The following is a 22,339-nucleotide window of genomic DNA, read 5'->3' on the forward strand; positions in this document are numbered from 1 at the left end:
GCAAGGAGCAGCCGCAGGTGCGGACGGCGTTGACGGCGTTGGCGCAGGTGCATGTGGCCGGTCATGAGGTCGACTGGGGGCGGGTGTTCGACGGGACCGGAGCGTGTCTGGTCGACCTGCCGACCTACCCCTTCCAACACCAGCCCTACTGGATGCTGGAGAACTCGTCCGGAGGCGTCGTCTCGGCGGGACAGACGGCCGCGAGCCACCCCATGCTGGACGCTGTCGTACGCGTCGCCGGCGCCGACGAGGTCGTGTTCACCGGACGGCTCTCGGCACGGACGCACGCCTGGATCACCGAACACGAACTGGGCGGCCGGGCCCTGGTGCCCGGCACCGCGCTGCTCGACATGGCGCTCTGGGCCGGCGACGAGACCGGCTGCGCCGGGGTGGCCGAGATGGTGGTCGCCGCGCCGCTGGTCATCCCCACGACGGGCGGGGTACGGGTCCAGCTCGTCGTGAAGGAGCCGCAGGACACCGGACACCGGCCGTTCGCGATCCACTCCTGCCGGGAGAGCGAGGACGAGTGGGTCTGCCATGCCACCGGGACGCTGGCCCCCTCGTCCCCGGCACCGGACTTCGAGCTGAGCGCGTGGCCGCCGGCCGGCGCCGACCCCGTGGAGACGGACGGCTTCTACGACCGGCTCGCGGAGAACGGCTACGTCTNCGAGGACGAGTGGGTCTGCCATGCCACCGGGACGCTGGCCCCCTCGTCCCCGGCACCGGACTTCGAGCTGAGCGCGTGGCCGCCGGCCGGCGCCGACCCCGTGGAGACGGACGGCTTCTACGACCGGCTCGCGGAGAACGGCTACGTCTACGGCCCGGTCTTCCGCGGACTGCGGACGCTCTGGCGCCGCGACGGTGCCGAGGGCGCCGAGTTCTTCGCCGAGGTGGCGCTGCCGGAACGTACGGACACCGCACGGTTCGGGATCCATCCCGCCCTGTTCGACGCGGCCATCCACCCACGGGTGGTGGCCGCGATCACCGACGCGGGTGACGACTTCACCCTTCTGCTGCCGTTCGTGTGGAGCGGCATCAGCCTCTACGCCACCGGTGCGACCTCACTGCGGGTCCGGGTGCTCATCGACGGCGGGACCGAGGGCGGCACCTCCTGCCTGGTCCAGTTCGCCGACGAGTCGGGCCGGCCCGTGGGCGAGGTCCGTTCGGTGGAGGCCCGCCCGGTGTCGGCCGGCCGGCCGGCCGCGCAGGAGACGACGGCCGGTTCGCTGCTCGGCGTGGACTGGATCCCGGCCGAGGTGCCCCCGGCCGGACTCGTGGGGCGCTGGGCCCTGGTCGGTTCCTCCGGCCTGCCGGTCGGCGACGCACTGGCGATCGACCGCCACGCCACGCTGTCGGACGCGGCCGGCGCCGATGTCCTGGTCGTCGCCCACGCCGGACAGCCCGGCGGTGACGCCGTCGCGTCGGTGCACGGTACGACGGCCGGGACACTGGAACTGCTGCGCGAGTGGCTGGCCGACGACCGGTTCCTGTCGAGCCGCCTCGTCGCGGTGACCCGCGGCGCGGTCGTGACCGGCGCGGGCGACACCGCTCCCGACCTGGCGGGCGCCGCGGTGTGGGGACTGCTGCGGTCCGCGCAGGCGGAGCACCCCGACCGGATCGTGCTGGCGGACGTCGACGACGACCCGGCCTCGCTCCTGGCCCTGCCCGCCGTGCTGGCGGCCGACCACGACCAGGTCGCGATACGCGCCGGCGCGGTGACCGTGCCCCGTCTGGCGCTGCGCTCCCCGGGGGAGGTGGTGCGGCCGGAGGTGGCGGCCGGGGGCACCGTGCTGGTGACCGGCGGAACCGGCGCGCTGGGCGCGCTGTTCGCCCGCCACCTGGTCACCGACTACGGCGTACGCCACCTCCTGCTCACCAGCCGACGCGGCGACACCGCCCCCGGCGCCACCGAACTGGCCGCCGAACTCACCGCACTGGGCGCCACCGTCCGCATCGCCGCCTGCGACACCGCCGACCGCACCGCACTCGCCGCCCTCCTCGACACCATCACCCCCGCCCACCCCCTCACCGGCGTCGTCCACACCGCCGGCGTCATCGACGACGGCATCATCACCGCCCTCACCCCCGACCGCCTCACCCCCGTGCTGCGTCCCAAGGTCGACGCCGCCTGGCACCTCCACGACCTCACCCGCCACCACCCCCTCACCCTCTTCGTCCTCTTCTCCTCCGTCGCCGGCACACTGGGCAACGCGGGGCAGGCGAACTACTCGGCGGCCAACCACTTCCTCGACGCGCTCGCACAGCACCGCAGGGCCAACGGCCTGCCCGCTGTCTCGCTCGCCTGGGGTCTGTGGTCCACCGAGGGCGGGATGCAGGCCGGGACCACCGCCGGCACGTCCGGGAAACTCCGGCAGACGGGCCTGCGGCCCCTGTCCGCGGAGAGCGGGACGGCGCTCTTCGACCGGGCGGTGGCGTCGGACGAGCCGGTGGCCCTGCCGGCCGACCTCGACCTGCGGGTGCTGCGGGCCGGCTCGGGCCGGGTCCCCTCGATGCTGCGGAGCCTGGTCCAACGCTCGGCTCGCCGCGTGGTGCGGCAGGGCACGGGCGACCAGCGGGCGCTGGCTGACCGGCTGGCCGTACTGCCACAGCCCGAGCGGCGCGAGCACGTCGCCGACCTGGTACGGACCGCCGTGGCCGCGGTGCTCGGGTTCGGTGCGGGGGAGCGGATCAGCGAGACGGTGCCGCTGCGCGAGCTGGGCTTCGACTCGCTGACCGCGGTCGAGCTGCGCAACCAGCTGACCGCGTCCACCGGCCTCCAGCTGTCGCCCGGCCTGGTGTTCGACTATCCGACGGTCTCGGCACTGACGGAGTACCTGCTGTCCGAGCTGAGCGGTGACCTGCCGGACCGGGCCACGGCCGTGACCGTGTCCGTTCCGGGATCCGGCGGTGAGAACGAGCCCATCGCCATCGTCGGGATGGCCTGCCGCTTCCCCGGCGGGGCCACCACGCCCGAGGGGCTGTGGAAGCTGGTCGCCGACGGCGTGGACGCGATATCGGACATGCCCGGCGACCGAGGCTGGGACATCGAAGGGCTCTGGGACCCGGACCCCGACAAACCGGGCACGTTCTATCCGCGTGAAGGCGGTTTCGTCCACGACGTAGCCGATTTCGACGCGGGCTTCTTCGGGATCTCCCCCCGTGAGGCGCAGTCGCTCGACCCCCAGCAGCGGCTGCTGCTGGAGACCTCGTGGGAAGCGCTGGAGAGCGCCGGGATCGACCCGCTCTCGCTGCGGGGGAGCAGCACGGGCGTCTACACCGGGCTGACCGACCAGAGTTACGGTGCGGGCGCCGGTACGGCCGAGGGCGGCACGGAAGGGTATCTGCTCAGCGGCTCCACGCCGTCCTTCGGTTCCGGCCGGGTCTCCTACGTCCTGGGGCTGGAAGGCCCGACGATGTCCATCGACACCGCGTGCTCGTCGGTCCTGGTGTCGATGCACCTCGCCGCGAACGCGGTACGCAGCGGTGAATGCTCCCTCGCACTCGCCGGTGGCGCGACGGTGATGGCGCAGCCCATCGGATTCGTCGAGTTCTCCCGGCAGCGGACCCTCGCACCCGACGGAAGGTCCAAGGCGTTCGCCGAGTCCGCGGACGGCACCGGCTGGTCGGAGGGCGTCGGCCTGTTCGTCCTGGAACGACTGTCCGACGCCCGGCGGAACGGGCACCAGGTGCTCGCCGTGGTCAGGGGCAGCGCGGTCAACTCGGACGGCGCGTCCAACGGCCTGACCGCGCCCAACGGCCCCTCCCAGCAGCGGGTGATCCGGCAGGCGCTGGCCAACGCCGACCTGGCACCGTCCGAGGTGGACCTCGTGGAGGCGCACGGGACCGGCACCCGGCTCGGCGACCCGATCGAGGCCGAGGCCCTGATGGCGACCTACGGCCGCGACCGGCCGACGGACCGGCCGGTCTGGCTGGGATCGGTGAAGTCGAACATCGGACACACCCAGCACGCGGCCGGCGCGGGCGGGCTGATCAAGGCGGTCATGGCCATGCGGCACGGCCTGATGCCGAAGACCCTGCACGCCGAGGAGCCGACGTCCGCGGTGGACTGGTCCTCGGGTGCGATGCGGCTGCTGACCGAGGCCCGCCCGTGGCCGGAGCTGGACCGGCCGCGCCGGGCGGCGGTGTCCGCGTTCGGCATGAGCGGCACCAACGCGCACGTCATCCTGGAACAGGCCCCCGACAGGCCCGTCGTGTCCCCGGCGGACCCCGGGGCTTCCCTGCCGGCGGTGCCGTGGGTGCTGTCGGCCAAGTCGCCGCAGGCACTGCGTGCGCAGGCAGCCGGGTTGTTGTCCCTGGTGGACTCCGAGGACGCCCCGGACCCGCTCGACATCGGATTCTCCCTCGCGACCCGGTCGGTGTTCGACCACCGTGCGGTGCTCGTCACCGAAGACGCCGCGCAGGCACTGGCCGGGCTGCGGGCGATCGCCGGGGGCGAGGCGCCCGCGGCCGGGGACGGCCGGACCGCGTTCGTGTTCACCGGCCGGTCCATGGACGGCCCGGACCCCGAGCTGTACGCGGCCTCGCCGGTGTATGCCAGGGCCTTCGACGAGGTACTGGCCGAACTCGGCGGACAGGGCGACGAGTCCGTCCTTCTCTCCGCCGAGGTGGCCTTGTTCCGCCTGGTCGAGTCCTGGGGTGTCCTGTTCGGCTGCGTCGCCGGAACCGGTATCGGCGAGATCGCCGCCGCGTACGTCGCCGGGGCGCTCTCGCCGGCCGACGCCGCCCGGCTGGTGGCCGCCGGGGAACGGCCCGATGTGACGTGCGGCGAACCGCGGATGCCGGTGGTGTCCCTGCGCACCGGCCGGCCGGTCGCCGCCGGCGACCCGCTGGGGCTGCGGGGAGCGGAAGGGACCGCCGACGCCGGACAATGGATGCAGGATCAGCGTGTGACCCGGATCGCCGAGTCGGGCCCCGGGCGTACGCTCGAAGGCTCGGTGCTCCTGCGACGGGACGGTCTGCCGGGAACCCGCACGGTGCTCGAGGGCGTGGGCGATCTGTTCGTCGCCGGCGCGGCCGTCGACTGGACGGCCGTGTTCGCCGACACCGGTGCCGGCCGGACCGAGCTGCCCACCTATCCCTTCCAGCGCGAGCGGTACTGGCTGGCCGCGTCCGCCGGCGGCGCCGACTCCGCGGCCGGCCCCGACTCCGCTTCCGGGCACGCGCTGCTCGGCAGGGCTGTCGCGGTGGCGGGCCGGGACGAGCTGGTCTTCACCAGCCGTCTGTCGCTCACCACGCATCCCTGGCTGGCGGACCACGTCGTCTCCGGTGTGCCGGTGCTGCCTGGGTCCGCCCTGGTGGAGCTGGCGATCCGGGCCGGGGACGCGACGGACTGCCCCATGCTGGACGAACTCACGATCACCGCGCCGCTCGTACTGCCCGCCCAGGCCGCCGTAGAGGCGCAGGTGGTGACCGGCACCGCCGACGACACCGGGCGGCGGACGGTCGGGATCTACAGCCGGCCCGCCGAGGGCCCGGGCGAGGACCGCGCACGGCAGGAGTGGACCACGCACGCGACCGGTGTGCTCGCTCCCGCCGCCGACCAGCCGGAGACCGAGCCGGCCACCTGGCCCCCGACCGGAGCCCGGGCGGTGGACTGGGCGTACGAGGACCTCGCGGAAGCGGGTCACCGGTACGGCGCGGTGTTCCAGGGGCTGGAGTCGCTGCTCCGCCGCGGGGACGAACTGTTCGCCGAAGTCCGCCTCCCCGAACAGGCCGTCGCCGACATCGGCGGGTTCGGGGTGCACCCGGCCCTGCTGGAGGCCGCCGTGCAGCCGCTGCTCACCGGCGGCCCCGGCGCGGCCCCGGACGGCGCGGTTCCGCAGCCGCTCAGCTGGGAGGGCGTCGCCCTGCACGCCACCGGGGCGACCGTCCTGCGGGTGCACCTCGTCCCTGCGGGACCGGACACCTTCCGCCTGGACGCGACCGACGAGGCCGGGCTGCCCGTGCTGACCGGGTCGGTGGGTCTGGCGCCCGTGCACCTGACGCCGAGGGACGGCGTGGTGCCCGCTCCGTCCGGTACGGCCTCGCTGTTCGAGCTGCGCTGGACGCCGGTCGAACCGCTGGACGACGACGAACCGGAGAGCCTGCTCGCCCTGCTCGGTGACGGCACCGGCGGCCTCGCCGCCGTCGCACCGCTGCGGTTCGGCGACATCAAGGAAGCCGCTGCCTCCTACACGCCGTGGGACGTCCTGCTGTTCCGGCCGTCGGAGCCGGACACCGCCGGCGACCGGGTGGCCGCCGCGCACCGGGCCGTCGACCAGGCGCTCGGTGTCGCGCAGTCCTGGCTGGCCCAGGACGACCTGCCGGACAACCGCCTGGTGGTGGTGACCGGGGGAGCGATGGCCGTCGATGCGGCGGACGACGTCCATGACCCGGCAGGCGCCGCCGTATGGGGTCTGCTGCGGTCGGCCCAGGCGGAGAACCCCGACCGGATCGTGCTGGTCGACCTGGACGACGACCCGGCCTCGGCCGAGCTGCTGTTCCTGGCGGCCCGGACAGGGGAGCCCCAACTGGCAGTCCGGGCGGGACGCATGTTCGCGCCGCGGCTCGTGCCGTCGGCCGCACCGGCCGCGGTGGCGCCCGTACCGGCGGCAGGCGGCACCGTACTGGTCACCGGCGCCGACGGGCAGCTCGGCGCGCTGTTCGCGCGGCACCTGGTCACGGCTTACGGGGTGGAACACCTGGTGCTCGCCGACCCGCACGGAGCGCACTCGCCCGCAGGGCGGCTACGGGACGAACTGACCGCTCTGGGCGCGACGGTCACGGTGGTGGCCTGCGACCTGGCCGACCGGGCGGCGGTACGCGCGATGCTCGCGGACATCCCCGCCGATCATCCGCTGACCGGCGTCGTGCACACCGAGAACGTCCTGGACGACGGGGTGTTCACCGGGCTGACCACCGAGCGGGTCGCGGACGTTCTGCGGCCCAAGGTGGACGGCGCGTGGCATCTGCACGAGCTGACCGCTGGGGCCCCGCCCGCGCTGTTCGTGCTGTTCTCCTCGGTCGTCGGCATGCTCGGCTCCCCGGGACAGGCCAACTTCGCCTCGGCGAACGCGTATCTGGACGCCCTGGCCACGCACCGCCGGGCCGCGGGGCTGCCCGCGGTGTCGCTGGCCTGGGGCCGGATGGTCGAGGGCGGGCAGCCCGGTCTGCGGCTGATCGCCGAGGACGAGGCGACCGCCCTGTTCGACACCGCGCTCGCCACCGGACACGCCGTGGTCGCGCCGGCGCCGCTCGACCTGCCCGCGCTGCGCCGTACCTCCGCCCTTGTGCCGCCGGTGCTGCGCGGACTGGTGCCGCGCGGCGAGCGCCGCAGGGCGAGTGCCGACCTGCCGGTCGACCGGTTCGCGGCGATGACCAGGACCGAGGCACAGACGTACCTGCGTGATCTGGTACGCGCCGAGGCGGCCGGGGTGCTCGGCCACGCGGCGCCGGAGAACCTGAAGTGGGAGGTGTCCTTCCGGGACTCCGGATTCGACTCGCTGTCCGCCGTCCAGTTCCGCAACCGGCTGGGTGAGCAGACGGGCCTCTCCCTGCCGACCACGCTGGTGTTCGACTACGCCTCACCCGGTGTGCTGGTCGACCACCTGATCGAAAGGCTCGACATCACCGACGGCGTCAGCCGCCGCTCCGCGCTGTCCGAACTGGACCGGCTGGAGGCGCTGCTGATGGCCGTCCCGGCCGACGAGCCGGCCGACGAAGGTGCCGGGCACACGGAGATCGCCGCCCGGCTGAACGCCATCCTCGCCCGCTGGAACAAGGCCAGGACCCCCGTGCGGCCCGATACGGCCACCCGTGAGGTCGACCTGGCGACCGTGATCGAGACCGCGTCCGAGAACGAGGTCTTCGACTTCATCGACAGGGAACTGGGCCGCTCCTCCACTCAGTCGAACAACTGACCGACGATCGTCTATTCAGCTCATCACAAGTCTGTTCAGCTCATCACAAGGAGACACGGTGAAAGAGCCCACCCGCTATGCCGAAGCCCTGTTGACCGGGGTGCTCGGCACCTTCGGACTGGACGTCGAGTACGTCCGGGCGGAGAAGAACTCCCTCTACTACCTGGACGACGCCGGTGCGGAGGTACCGGTCCTCGACCTGGTCGGGGGCTGGGGCTCACTGATGCTCGGGCACAACCACCCCGAGATCGTGGCGTACGCGAAGGAGTTGCTGGACGCCGGCTGGCCGGTCCACTCGCAGCACTCCGCGCACCCGCTCGCCGACCAGGTCGGCGCGGTGCTCAACGGCATACTCGGACGGGAGTTCCCCGGCGCCGAGCCGTATTCGATCACCTTCGCCAACAGCGGGGCGGAGGCGGTCGAGGCGGCGGTCAAGCACTGCGAGCTCGACCGCGCGCTGCGGATCAAGGGCCTGTTCGAGCAGATCGAGTGGAACGCCGACGTGGCGCTGAACGCGGTGCTCGACGGGTCCGCGGCGCTGCCGGACGACACGTCCGCGCTGCCCGGTGACGTGCCGGCGCCGACGACCGCCGAGGAGTTCGGTGCGCTGCTCGGCGCGGTGGTCGCGCACAACGTCTCGAAGGCCGGGACCGCACCGGTGTTCTTCGCGCTGGAGCGGGCCTTCCACGGGAAGCTGATCGGCAGTACCCAGTTCACCTACAACCCGGTGTTCCGGGCGGCGTTCACGTCGCTCGGACCGGCGGTGAAGTTCGTCTCTCCGACCGACGCCACGGTGTTCGAGAAGCTCGTCGCCGAGCAGCGCACCACCGTGCTCGACCTCGAGGTCGTCAACGGCAGGGTCACGCTCGTCGAGCGCGACTTCCCGGTCGTCGCCGGACTGATCGTCGAGCCGATCCAGGGCGAGGGCGGTATCCATGAACTGGACCGCGGGTTCGCCGCCCGTATCAGGGAGATCTGCGACGAGGTCGCGTGCCCGGTCGTCATCGACGAGATCCAGACCGGCATGGGCCGGACGGGGAAGTTCTTCGCGAGCGCCGACATCGGGCTGCTCGGCGACTACTACCTGCTGGGCAAGTCGCTCGGCGGCGGCATCGGCAAGACCTCCGCCCTGCTGATCCGCCAGTCGCGCTACCGCCCCGAGTTCGAGCTGGTGCACAGCTCGACCTTCGCCAAGGACGGCTTCTCGACGGCCCTCGCCCTGCGTACGCTCGAGCTCCTCGAAGCCGAGAACGGGGCCGCCTACGAGCGGGCATCCGAACGCGGCGCGCGCATCATCGGCATGCTGCGTGAGCTGGCCGAGACGTACCCCGACGTGGTGGCCGACGTCCGGGGCAAAGGGCTGCTCATCGGGGTGGACTTCACCGACCAGTTCGACGCCTCCTCCCCGGTCATCCGGGAGAAGGCGCGTGCCGGCATGCTCGTCTTCCAGCTGGGCAGTTACCTGCAGCTGGTCCACCACATCCGCACCGGCCCGACCGCGAGCGTGCCGACCATGCTGCGGATCGAGCCGTCGATCTACATCAGCGACGAGGAGATCGAGCAGCTGCGGGCCGGCCTCACCGACGTCTGCGAGATCCTGCGTAACCAGGACGCGCTGCCGCTGGTCCACCCGCTGAGCGGTGCCGCGCAGGAGCAGCCGCCCCGCGCGCGGATCGGCGATTTCCGCCAGGACGCGGCCGTCGCGGCCGGAACCGACGTCCCTGCCACTGGGAAGGCGGCGTTCGTCAGCCCGCTGACCCCGGACATGCTGCGGGATCTCGATCCGTCGCTGGCCGACCTGGACGACGATCGCCTGATCGGCTACGCCCGGCGCTCCCAGCTGCTCACGGACCTCCCGGCGTTCGCGCCGGTCCGGTTCGACTCGCCGCAGGGCACGTCGGTGGACCTCACCGTCTACCCGCTGCTCGTGACGCAGCAGCAGCTGCGGGAGTACCAGGTCGCGGGTCAGACCTTCCTGATCGGCGTGGACCTCGACCGCCGGGTGCGCGCGGCGAAGGCGGACGGAAACGGCGTCGTCGGCCTCGGGTTCGGCCTCGGTGCGGTCAGCGACCACGGCCGCGCCCTGCGGGTCCCCGGTGTATCGCTGACCTCGGGCGGTGCGCTGGCGGTGGGATCGGCCCTGGCCGCCGTCGAGCACGCCGCGACCGAGCACTTCGGCGGGTTCGGCGGACTGACGGTGGCGGTCGTCGGCGGTGGCGGACGCATCGGGTCCGCTCTCGGCGCGCTGAGCGCCCGGCAGGCCGCCCGGATCGTTCTGGTCGGAAGCGGCCGGACCGGTTCGGCGGATCGGCTCCGGGCCACGGAACACCGGATCTACCAGGAGGCCTGGGCGCGGATCGCGGCGGGCGGAGAACTGACCGGCGTGGCGGCGGGGCTGTCCGCCGAGTCGCTCATCGCGGGCTGGCTGGCCGAAGGGCGCTCGGGCGACGTACCGAGCGGCGAGGCGATAGCGGCGTATCTCGACGAGACCTACGACACCAATCCGTATGTTGTCGCCTCCGACGACCTCTTGTCGGTGATAAACGCACAGGTGGTGTTCTCCGCTCATTCGAGTCCGGTTTCCGTTCTCGATGAAAAACATCTCGCCGACGGTGCCGTAATTGGCGATTTGTCCTTCTTTGCTGGTGGCGCCGAGGCTTCCGTGGCGGCGTCCCGTGGCGATCTCCGCCATGTTAGGGGCGGTATACTTTCCGTGGCTAATCAAGGTATTCTCCCGCGTGGGTTCAGTACCTCGCTGGCTGCGGGTGAATTGCTTGCGGGAATGGCTGAAACGGCCGCCCTCGCATTGTCTGATTCTGGTGTGCCGAAGGTCGACGGTCCCCTTACTCGCGAGCTGGTGGAGACCGTTGTCGACCTCGCGAAGCACCACGGATTCGTGACGATTTCTCCCTGATGTTCGAGGAACACTAGTCTGCCGGGTCATCAATCGATGGCCCGGCCTGATCAGCAGAGGTAAGTGGTATGTCAGAGTCAGTAGGTTCCGAGCCGAAGGTGGCGGCGGAGGACGCGTCGGACTTCCATTACGTCAACCGCTGGAAGATCCTGGCGGTCATCGGGATCGCGCAGTTGACGATCTTCCTCGACACGACGGTCGTCAACATCGCGCTGCCGTCGGCCCAGGCCGATCTCGGGTTCGGCGACGGTGACCGTCAGTGGGTCATCACGGCCTACGCGCTGGCCTTCGGCAGTCTGCTGCTGCTCGGCGGCAGACTGGTCGACATCATCGGCGCCAAGCGGTCCCTGATGATCGCGATCGTCGGCTTCGGTGTCACGTCGGTACTGGGCGGCGCCGCCACCAGCTTCGCCATGCTGATCACGGCTCGTGCGCTCCAGGGAGGGTTCGCCGCGCTCGTCGCCCCGGCCGCCCTGTCGTTCCTGCTGACCGCGTTCAAGGACCCGCAGGAACGGATCAAGGCGTTCGGTGTCTACGGTGCGCTGGGCAGTGGTGGGCTCGCGCTCGGCCTGATCCTCGGCGGTGCGCTGACCGACTGGCTGGACTGGCGCTGGTGCCTGTACGTCAACGTGCTGTTCACGGTGCTTGTGTTCATCGGCGCGATGCTGACCATGCAGAACCGCCAGGCCGGCGACCGTCCGGAGAAGCTCGACCTGCCCGGCACGCTGACTGCCTCGATCGGTCTGTTCTGCCTCGCCTACGGTCTCTCCAACGCCGATGACGGCGACTGGGGCGGGGTGGACGTGTGGGGTCTCCTCGCCACGAGTGTGGTCCTGCTGACCGCGTTCGTGCTGCTGGAGCTCCGCACGCGTACTCCTCTGCTGCCCATCCGGATCGTGCTGGACCGCAACCGGGGCGCCGCCTACCTGGCGATGTTCCTGCTGGGCGTCGGTCTGTTCGTGCAGTTCCTGTTCTTGACGTACTTCCTCCAGCTCATCCTGGAGTTCTCGGCGATCAAGAGCGGCCTGGCCTTCCTGCCGATGATCGTGGGCATCGGGATCGGGGCGACCACCGTCCCGCCCGCGCTGGAGCCGAAGCTCGGTTCCCGCATTCTGATCCCGGCCGGCCTCGTGCTGGCGGCGGTGGGGTCGTTCTGGCTCAGCCGCCTCGCCGTCGACAGTTCTTTCCTCGGCAGCATCATGGCTCCCACCTTCATCGCCGGAATCGGCTTCGGCCTGGTGGTCTCCCTGGGCTCCGCGGTCGCGACGGTCGGGGTCGAACCACAGGACGCCGGAGCGGCTTCGGCGCTGGTCAACACTGTGCAGCAGGTGGGCGGTTCCATCGGTACCGCGCTTCTCAGCACCCTGGCGATCACCGCTGCGGACTCCTTCCTCGAGGGCAGGGAACCGACCCCGCTGGTGGCGGCGGAGGCCGCGGTGGAGAGCTACACCACGGCGTTCTTCTGGGGTGCGGTGGTCTTCCTGGCCGGGGCGGTCGTCTGCGGCCTGTTGTTCGACCGCCACGCGAAGGCGCAGAGCGATTCGGAGGACGGGGCTCCGCTGCCTGTCGTCTGACCCGTTCGGCCCGCGGACGGCCTGTCCGACCGGCCGGGTTCTGTGTTTCCAGCGCTGGGATCGTCCGGCCCGAGCCGATTGACTTGACCGTGAAACACGGTGCGGTGAGCCCTCCTCTGCAGTGAGGTCGGCCCGGCGGCCCACAAACCGAAGGAGAGGTTCCGTGACAGCAGTGACCGATGAGCGGGCAGTGGAGACGGACGGCCCGGCGGTCGACCCGGCGGAGCTCGTGGCGCGGGCCCGCGAACTGGCCCCCCTGATCCGCGAGCACGCGGTGAAGACCGAGCAGGACCGCAGGCTCGCCGAGGAGGTCGTGGTCGCTCTCCGGGACGCGCAGCTGTTCCGTCTCTCGACCCCGACCCGGTACGGCGGTTACGACCTGTCGCTGCCGGACCTGATCGCGGTCGTCACCGAGGTCGGCAAGGCGTGCGGGTCCGCCGGCTGGAATCTGGCGATCGAGACGGCGTCCACCCGTTTCGCCCTGGACGGTCTGCCGGCGACGGCGATCGACGACATGTTCGAGGGCAACCCCGACGCGTTCGTGCTCTCCACGGCCAGCCTGACCACGACCAAGGCCCGGCGTGTCGAGGGCGGCTTCCGGATCAGCGGGACGTTCCCGTGGAGCTCGGGCTGTGAGATCGCGGACTGGGCATGCGTACCCGGCGTGATCATCCACGACGGCGACGAGCCCACCACGGACCTCGTGGGCGTCGCGATACCCCTGAGCGACCTGAAGATCGAGCGGACCTGGCACTCGGCGGGCCTCGCCGGTTCCGGCACCCACACCTGTGTGGCGGAGGACGTCTTCGTCCCGGAGCGCCGGGGACTGGTGTTCAGCTTCACCGACCTGAAGGGCGAGGAGGAGCGCGACAGCCAGCTCACCCAGGGAAGCGCGCAGTCCCTGGCCGCGATCGTCGGCGCCGCCCAGGGCGCGGTCGAGGCCGCGCGCGAGCTGCTGGACAAGAGGCGGGGGATCAACTACACGGTCTATGAGGCTGCGGTCGACGCACCGTCGGTGCAGATGGCCTTCGCCGAGGGCGTCCACCTCATCGAGACCGCCGCCCTGCACCTGCGTGAGGTCGGTGCCACTCTCGACGGGATCGAGGAGACGACCCCCCTGCCGTGGATCGTGCGTGCGAACGCCCGTATGCACGAGAAGTCCGCCCAGGAGAAGGCGCGGGCCGGCGTGGAGAAGCTCATCGACGCGGTCGGGGCGAGCGGTTTCAGCCTGTCGAACCCGCTGCAGCGCCTCTGGCGTGATATCGCCGTGATGAGCCGGCACACCTCGCTCAACGGGCCGGCCATTCTCGAGGACTACAGCCGCGCGGTACTGGACATCCACCCGTCGGTGACCCTGCTGTACTGAGGTACGAAAACGGGCGGTTCCCTCGGGAACGACCGCCTGCAGTCGCTCACCGCGTCGGTACTGCTCGGCGGCCCAAAAGGAAAACGCCGCCGGGCAATATTGACGTTCCTTTTTGTTCGCGAATTACGGGAAGCAGTCCCGACTGTCACCGGTGACCAGATTTACCGCCGCATTCTGGGCCGGAGAAACAAGCAGACTCGTCGGCGCCCACGGTTCACTGTGAATATGAGACAGATCGCTGTGGTCGGGTTGGCTTGTCGGTTTCCTGAGGCTGGCGACGGCCACGAGTTCTGGCGGTTGCTGAGGGACGGGACCAATGCCGTACGGGAGGCCCCGGCCGACCGGTGGCCCGGTGCGGAACTCCCGCACCGCTTCGGCGGATTCGTCGAGCAGATCGACCGTTTCGACGCGGCGTTCTTCGGGATCTCACCGCGCGAGGCCGCCGCGATGGACCCGCAGCAGCGCCTGACGCTGGAACTCGCCTGGGAGGCGCTCGAGGACGCGCGCATCGTCCCCGCCGCACTCGGCGGCAGTGACACCGGGATGTTCGTCGGCGTCATGTGGGACGACTACGCGGCGCTCCAGGACCGGCTGGGTCCGGACGGGATCAGCCGGCACACGATGACCGGAACCCGCCGCGGGATCATCGCCAACCGGGTCTCCCACCACCTCGGTCTGCGCGGACCGAGCATGACGGTGGACACCGCCCAGTCGTCCTCGCTGGTGGCCGTCCACCTGGCGTGCGAGAGCCTGCGCCGCGGTGAGTGCGGTGTGGCCGTCGCCGGGGGCGTGAACCTGAACATCCTGAGCGAGACGACACTCGGCGCGGCCCGGTTCGGCGGACTGTCGCCGGACGGCCGGTGCTTCACCTTCGACGCGCGGGCCAACGGTTTCGTGCGCGGTGAGGGCGGCGGGGTCGTCGTCCTCAAGCCGCTGGACGCCGCGCTCGCCGACGGCGACGACATCTACTGCGTCGTGAGCGGTGGCGCCATGAACAACGACGGTGCGGGGGAGGGCGATCAGTCCGGCCTCACCGTGCCGAGCCGCTCCGCGCAGGAGGAGGTCGTACGGCAGGCGTACCGGCGGGCCGGGGTCCCGATGCGCAGTGTGCAGTACGTGGAACTGCACGGCAGCGGCACGAAAGTGGGCGACCCCATCGAGGCGGCCGCGCTCGGTGCCGCGCTCGGGCGCGTCCGGCAGCCCGGTTCGCCGCTGCCGGTGGGCTCGGTCAAGACCAACATCGGCCATCTGGAGGGCGCCGGAGGCATAGCCGGGCTGCTCAAGGTGGCCCTGAGTATCCGCCACCGGTCACTGCCGCCCAGCCTGAACTTCGTCACACCGCACCCGGACATCCCCCTCGACGAGCTCGGGCTGCGGGTGCAGACCGAGCTGACGCCATGGCCGGAGCCGGGCCGGCCGCTGGTGGCCGGGGTGAGTTCGTTCGGTATGGGCGGCACGAACTGTCACCTCGTGGTCGGCGAACCTCCCGTGGCGGCTGAGCCGGCGGCCCCGTCCGCCGCTCCGGTGGCGGACCGGCGCCCGGAGACCGGCGCGCTGGCGTGGCCGATCGCCGGACGCTCCGTGGAAGCGCTGCGCGCCCAGGCCGGCCGGCTGCTGTCCTTCGTGGACGGAACGGACGAGTCCGCCGCGGACATCGGGCTGTCCCTCGCCATCACCAGGACGGCCTTCCGGCACCGTGCGGTCGTGGTCGGCGACGACCGGGCCGAACTGCGGAGGCGCCTCGCCGGGCTCGCCGGTGGCGAGGCCGTCGCCGGCGTGATCGAGGGGCAGGCCGCCGAGGCCGGGAAAGTGGTGTTCGCCTTCCCCGGCCAGGGCGCGCAGTGGCCGGGGATGGCCGTCGAGCTGCTGGACTCCGTACCGGAGTTCGCCGCGTCGATCCGGGCCTGTGAAGAGGCGTTCGCGCCCTACGTCGACTGGTCGCTGAGCGAGGTGCTGCGGGACGCCGCCGCGCTGAAGCGGGTGGACGTGGTGCAGCCCGCGCTGTTCGCGGTGATGGTGTCGCTGGCCGCCCTGTGGCGCTCCTGCGGGGTCGAGCCGTCGGCGGTCGTCGGACACAGCCAGGGTGAGATCGCCGCGGCCTGCGTGGCGGGCGCTCTCTCGCTGGAGGACGCCGCCCGCGTGGTGACCCTGCGCAGCCAGGCCCTGACGGCGCTGTCCGGGCGCGGCGGCATGATGTCGGTACTGCGGTCGGCCGGCGAGGTGCGCGAACGGCTTGCCGGGTGGGACGGCGAGGTGTCCCTCGCGGCGGCGAACGGCCCGTCGTCGGTGGTGCTGTCCGGCGCCCCCGAGGCACTGGACGAGCTGGCCGCGCGCTGGGCCGAGGACGGCATCGAGACCCGGCGGATCGCGGTCGACTACGCCTCGCACTCGTCGCAGGTGGAACAGATCCGGGAGCGGCTGGCCACCGTGCTGGACGGCATCCGGCCGCGGTCCTCGTCGGTGCCCTTCTACTCCACGGTGACCGGCACCCCGATCGACACCGTCGGGCTGGACGCCGCGTACTGGTACCGGAACCTGCGGCAGACCGTGCAGCTGGAGCAGGCGACCGCGGAGCTGGTGCGCGACGGGCACACGGTGTTCGTCGAGTGCAGCCCGCACCCCGTGCTCCTGCCGGCCCTGCGCGACACCGTGGAGCAGGCCGGGCTGGAGTCCGCCGTGGTCACCGGCTCACTGCGCAACCGTGAGGGCGGGCCGGAACGGTTCCTCACCTCGCTCGCCGCGCTGCACGTGCGCGGGGTCGCAGTGGACTGGCCCCGGGTGTTCGCCCTGCGCGAGGCCCGCACGGTGAAACTGCCCACGTACGCCTTCCAGCGCGAGCGCCACTGGCTCGCCGGGACCGCCGTGCGGACCGCCTCGCCCGGGGAGGCCCCGGTGGGGGCCGGTCTCCTGGAGACGGAGCCCCCGGCAGCGGCGGCCAGCCCGGCCGCGCCCTCCGCCGGGCCCGAGATGCTGACGCTGGTGCGGTCGGCCCTCGCCGTCGTGCTCGGCCACGCGGGAGCCGAAGCGGTGGATCCCGGCACGACGTTCAAGGAACTCGGGATCGACTCCCTGTCCTCGGTGGAACTGCGGGACCGGCTGCGTACGGCGACCGGCCTCACCCTGCCCACGGGCGTGCTGTTCGGCCACCCGACGCCGGCCGAGCTCGCCGGCCACCTGCGCGCGCTGGCCTCGGGCGCGGGGGAGCCCACCGCTCCCGCCGCCGCGGAGCCGGCCGGCCAGAGCCTCGCGGACGACGAACCGATCGCGATCGTCGGAATGGCCTGCCGGCTCCCCGGCGGCGTCGTCTCCCCGGACGACCTGTGGCAGCTCGTCCTGGACGAGACGGACGCGATCTCGGACTTCCCCACCAACCGGGGATGGGACACCGACCGGCTCTACGACCCCGACCCCGACTCCGGGCGGAGCGGCACGTCGTACACCCGGCAGGGCGGCTTCCTGTACGACGCCGACCAGTTCGACCCCGGGTTCTTCGGCATCTCGCCGAGGGAAGCCCTCGCCATGGACCCGCAGCAGCGACTGCTCCTGGAAACGTCCTGGGAGGCGCTGGAGCGCGCCGGCATCGACCCCGCCGGCCGGCGGGGCGCGTCCGTCGGTGTCTTCGTGGGCGCGATGGAGCAGGACTACGGCCCCCGGCTCCACGTCGCGGACGCCGAGACCGACGGCTACCGGCTGACCGGCAGCTCGATCAGCGTCGTGTCCGGCCGGATCGCCTACACGCTCGGGCTCCACGGCCCCGCCATCACCGTGGACACCGCGTGCTCCTCCTCGCTGGTGGCGCTGCACCTCGCCGCGCGCGCCCTGCGTGCCGGAGAGTGCTCGCTGGCACTGGCCGGCGGCGTCGCGGTGATGGCGGGACCCGGGATGTTCGTGGAACTGAGCCGGCAGCGCGCCCTGTCCGTGGACGGCCGCTGCAAGGCGTTCTCCTCCACCGCCGACGGCACCGGGTGGGCCGAGGGCGCGGGAACCCTGGTGCTGGAGCGGCTGTCGGACGCGCGGCGCAACGGGCACCGGGTACTGGCCGTGGTGCGGGGCAGTGCCGTCAACCAGGACGGGGCGTCCAACGGCCTCACGGCGCCGAACGGCGTCGCCCAGGAACGCGTGATCCGCCAGGCGCTCGCCGGCGCCGGACTGTCCACCGCCGACGTCGACGTCGTCGAGGCGCACGGCACCGGAACGATGCTCGGCGACCCGATCGAGGCGGAGGCGCTGGCCGCCACCTACGGCCGGGGCCGTGAGCCGGACCGCCCGCTGCTGCTGGGATCGCTGAAGTCCAACATCGGCCATGCCCAGGCCGCCGCCGGCGTGGCCGGCGTGATCAAGATGGTCCAGGCGCTGCGGCACGAAACGGTGCCGAAGACCCTGCACGTCGACGAACCGACCCCGCACGTGGACTGGACCGCCGGCGGCGTGCAGCTTGCGACCGAGGCGCGGGCGTGGCCGGAGAGCGGTCGTCCGCGCCGGGCGGGGGTCTCCTCCTTCGGTATCAGCGGCACGAACGCACACGTGATCATCGAGGAGGCCCCGCCGGAGCCGGCACCTGCACCCGTACCGGCGGCCGTACCCGCGGCCGGAGCGGAAGCGACGGACACCGGGCCGGACCCGGCGGTGACACCCGCCGCCCCCGTGCCGTGGGTGTTCTCCGCGAGCAGCGAGGACGCCGTGGCCGCGCAGGCCGCCGCCCTGCTGTCCTTCATCGACGCCGGCCCCGGCCCGGACCGGGCGGGCGCGGGCCTCTCGCTGGCGGTCGCCCGCTCCGGCCTGCCGCACCGCGCCGCCGTCGTCGCGTCCGACCTGCCGGCGCTGCGCCGGGGGCTGAGCGCGATCGCCGACGGCACGCAGGCCCCGGACGTGGTGCGCGGCACCGCGCGGGAGGTGGGCGGGGTGGTCTTCGTCTTCCCCGGCCAGGGTTCGCAGTGGACCGGCATGGCCCTGCAGATGCTGGACGAGTCGCCCGTGTTCGCCGACATGATGCGGGCGTGCGCGGACGCGCTCGCCCCGCACTTCGACTGGGACCTGTTCGAGGTGCTGCGGGACGCCGAGGCGCTGGAACAGGTGGACGTGCTGCCGTCCGTGCTGTTCGCGGTGATGGTGTCGCTGGCCGCGCTGTGGCGCTCCTACGGTCTGGAGCCCAGCGCGGTGGTGGGCAACTCACAGGGGGAGATCGCCGCCGCCTGCGTGGCCGGCGCGCTCGACCTCGACGACGCCGCGAAGGTCGTCGCGCTGCGCAGCAAGACCGTCCGGGCACTGTCCGGCTCCGGTGGCCTGGTCTCGCTCGCGCTGCCCGAGGACGAGGTCGGCGAGATCCTGCGCCCCTGGGACGGCCGGCTCTCGGTGGCCGTGGTGAACGGCCCGACATCCGTCGTCGTCGCCGGTGACATCGACGCGCTGGTCGAGCTGGTCGCCGCGTGCGAGGCGGACGGGATACGGGCAAAGCGGCTCCTGGCGGACTACGCGTCGCACTCGGCGCACGTGGAGCCGATCCGGGACGAACTGCTCACCGTCATGGCCGGGCTGGCGCCCCGCCCGTCGACGATCCCGTTCTACTCGACGGTGACCGCCGACGTGCTGGACACCACCGGCCTGAACGGCGAGTACTGGTACAGCAATCTGCGCGAGCGTGTCCGCTTCGCCGAGACGGTCGACGTGCTGGCCGAGCGCGGGCACTTCATGTTCGTCGAGATGACTCCGCACCCCGTGCTGACGACGGCCGTCGAGGACATCCGGGAGGACGCGGTCGCCGTCGGCTCGTTGCGCCGCGACGACGGCGGCATCCAGCGGTTCCTGACCTCGCTGGCCGAGGTGTACGTGCACGGGGCGAGCCCTGACTGGCGGGCCGTCTTCCCCGGTGCCCGGCAGGCCGGTGTACCCACCTCCACCTTCCGGCGGCAGAGCTACTGGCTCGCGCTGGCTCCGGACGGCGGGTCGGGGAACGTCGAGGCCGCGGGCCTGGCCGCGGCGGAGCACCCGCTGCTCGGCGCGGTGGTGGAACTGCCGGACTCCGGCGGCCTCGTCCTGACCGGACAGCTGTCCCTGCGGACTCAGCCCTGGCTGGCCGACCACGGACTGGGCGACACGGTACTGCTGCCCGGCACGGCCTTCGTCGAGCTGGCGGTCCGCGCGGGTGACGAGGTGGGCTGCGACCAGGTGGCCGAACTGACGTGTGAGGTCCCGCTGGTCCTGCCGCGGCAGGGCAGGGTCGACATACGGGTCACGGTCGGCGAGCCGGACCGCTCGGGCCGCTGTGACCTGGCTGTCCACGCACGCCCCGCGGACGGATCCGGCGGTTGGACCCGGCACGCGAGCGGAGCCCTCGCCTCCGGCCGGGGCGAGGAGTTCGACCTGACCGCCTGGCCGCCGCCCGGCGCCGTGGCGGTCGAGTGGGACGGCGGCTACGACCGCTGGACCGGGCTCGGTTACCACTACGGCCCGGCGTTCCAGGGCCTGCGCTCCTGGTGGCGCCGGGACGCGGAGATCTTCGCCGAGGTCGCGCTCCCGCCGGAGATCGAGGCGGACGCCACCCGGTACGGGCTGCACCCGGCCTTGCTGGACGCCGCGCTGCACCCGGTGGTCGGGGACGGCCAGGACTGCCGGCTGCCGTTCTCCTGGCAGGGGGTGTCACTGCGGGCCGGCGGCGCCTCCGCGCTGCGGGTGCAGATCACACCGGACGGCGCGGACACGGTCGCGCTGCGCCTCGCCGACAGCACCGGGGCGGCCGTGGCGTCGGTCGAGTCGCTGGCACTGCTGCCGATCCCCGCCGGGGAACCCGCCGCCGGGCCCGCGGACGGCCTGTTCCGGGTGGACTGGCCCGAGGCGGGCGTACCGGAAGTCTCCGGCGGCGCGCGCCCGTGGGCGGTCGTCGGCGCCGACGAGATCGGACTCGGACTGCCGTGCCATGCCGATCTCGGCGCCCTGGCCGACGCGGGAGCGGTGCCCGAGGCGGTGTTCGCCACGCTGACCGGCGAGTCCACCGCGGCCGGTGTCCACGCCCTGGCCGGCCGCACACTGCGGCTGATCCAGGAGTGGCTGGCCGACGAGCGGTCGGCCGCGTCGAAACTGGTGCTGATCACCCGGAACGCGATGGTCGTGGAACCGGGCAGGGAACCGGTCGAGGCGGACGCCCTCGGAGGGGCTGCCGCCGGGGCGTGGGGCATGGTGCGGTCGGCCCAGCGGGAGCATCCGGACCGGTTCGTCGTCATCGACCTGGACGGTCACCAGGAGTCGGTCACGGCCCTGCCGGCCGCCCTGGCCACCGGAGAGCCACAGCTCGCGATCCGCAAGGGACGGCCGTTGGTGCCCCGGCTCGCCCGGGTCACCTCCAGGCCGACGGTGCGCCCCGACCTCACGACGGGCACCGTGCTGCTCACGGGTGCCACCGGAACCCTCGGCGGCCTGTTCGCACGGCACCTGGTGACCAGGTACGGGGCAGTCCATCTGCTGCTGACCAGCAGGCGCGGTCCCGACGCCCCCGGCGCGGCCGAACTCGCCGCAGAACTGACCGGGCTGGGCGCGACGGTCACCGTGGCCGCCTGCGACACCGCCGACGAGGACGCGCTGGCCGCGCTGCTGGCGTCCGTCCCGGCCGACCGGCCGCTGATCGGTGTGGTGCACGCCGCCGGAATGCTCGACGACACCGTGATCGAGGCGATGCGGCCGGAGCAGCTGGAGCGTGTCCTGCGGCCGAAGGCCGACGCCGCACTGAACCTGCACCGGCTGACCCGCGACCTCGACCTGTCGATGTTCGTCCTGTTCTCCTCGGTCGCCGGCGTCTTCGGACTGCCGGGACAGGCCAACTACGCGGCGGCCAACGCGTTCATGGACGCCCTGGCCCAGTACCGCGTGGCCCGGGGCCTGCCGGCCGTGTCGCTCGCCTGGGGTCTGTGGGCGAAGGCCAGCGGAATGACCGGCGAGCTCTCGGACACCGACCTGAGCCGGATGAGCCGGGCCGGACTGGCCCCGATGTCCTCGGCGGAGGGCCTGGCCCTCTTCGACGCCGCGCTCTCCTCCGGCGAGGCCCTGCTCGTCCCGGCCAGGATCGACCCGGCCGCCGTGCGCGCACAGGGCCCGGTGCCGGCGCTGCTGCGTGGGGTGGTCCGCGACCGGGTCAGGCGGGCGGAGGCCGCGGCCGTCGGCCCGGCGGGCACCGCGTCCCTCGGCGACAGCCTCGCCCGGATGACCGACGAGGAGCGCGGGGAAGCCCTGCTCGGCCTCGTACGGGAGCACACCGCCACCGTGCTGGCACACGGCACACCGGGCACGGTCACTCCCGACCGCAGCTTCAAGGACCTCGGGTTCGACTCGCTGACGGCGGTGGAACTGCGGAACCGGCTGGGAGCGGCGACCGGGCTGCGCCTGCGCGCCACGCTGGTGTTCGACTACCCGACGCCGTCGGCACTCGCCGGTCACCTCGGCGCGGCGCTCGGCCCCACCGAGCTCTCCGCGCAGGCCGCCGCGTCCACCACCTCCACGCCGCCCGCCCGTGAGCTGGACGGGCTGGAACTCGACGAGCTCTTCGATCTCATCGACGGCGAACTCGGCACATTCTGAA

Annotated in this window: 5 protein-coding genes; all 5 read left to right on the plus strand. The window is 72.5% G+C overall.

Annotation, left to right across the window (positions count from 1 at the left end):
* The first annotated feature begins 17 nt into the window (after positions 1–17).
* The 5 genes from HTV45_RS31770 to HTV45_RS31790 all read left to right on the plus strand — a co-directional run bounded on the left by HTV45_RS31770 (position 18) and on the right by HTV45_RS31790 (position 22,338).
* Positions 18–7,919 carry an SDR family NAD(P)-dependent oxidoreductase gene (locus HTV45_RS31770; RefSeq protein WP_215209363.1) on the plus strand — a complete coding sequence of 2,634 codons (7,902 nt, stop codon included), beginning with the start codon at positions 18–20 and terminating at the stop codon, positions 7,917–7,919.
* Positions 7,920–7,977: 58 nt separating this feature from the next.
* Positions 7,978–10,833, plus strand: a complete 2,856-nt coding sequence (locus HTV45_RS31775; RefSeq protein ID WP_308309802.1) for an aminotransferase class III-fold pyridoxal phosphate-dependent enzyme — start codon at positions 7,978–7,980, stop codon at positions 10,831–10,833.
* 68 nt (positions 10,834–10,901) lie between these two features.
* Entirely contained in the window at positions 10,902–12,407 is a 1,506-nt protein-coding gene (locus HTV45_RS31780; RefSeq protein WP_251693250.1) for an MFS transporter, read from the plus strand.
* Positions 12,408–12,570: 163 nt separating this feature from the next.
* Positions 12,571–13,773, plus strand: coding sequence for an acyl-CoA dehydrogenase family protein (locus tag HTV45_RS31785; RefSeq protein WP_215209364.1), 1,203 nt, complete (start codon positions 12,571–12,573; stop codon positions 13,771–13,773).
* 225 nt (positions 13,774–13,998) lie between these two features.
* Positions 13,999–22,338, plus strand: coding sequence for a type I polyketide synthase (locus HTV45_RS31790; RefSeq protein WP_215209365.1), 8,340 nt, complete (start codon positions 13,999–14,001; stop codon positions 22,336–22,338).
* Position 22,339: the final 1 nt, after the last annotated feature.

The organism is Streptomyces sp. CHD11, assembly GCF_018638295.1.
GTDB lineage: Bacteria > Actinomycetota > Actinomycetes > Streptomycetales > Streptomycetaceae > Streptomyces.

Excerpts from the sequence above, each read along its gene's own strand:
- HTV45_RS31780 (WP_251693250.1), top strand. The coding sequence starts at position 10,902 with ATGTCAGAGTCAGTAGGTTCCGAGCCGAAGGTGGCGGCGGAGGACGCG.
- HTV45_RS31790 (WP_215209365.1), top strand. The coding sequence starts at position 13,999 with ATGAGACAGATCGCTGTGGTCGGGTTGGCTTGTCGGTTTCCTGAGGCT.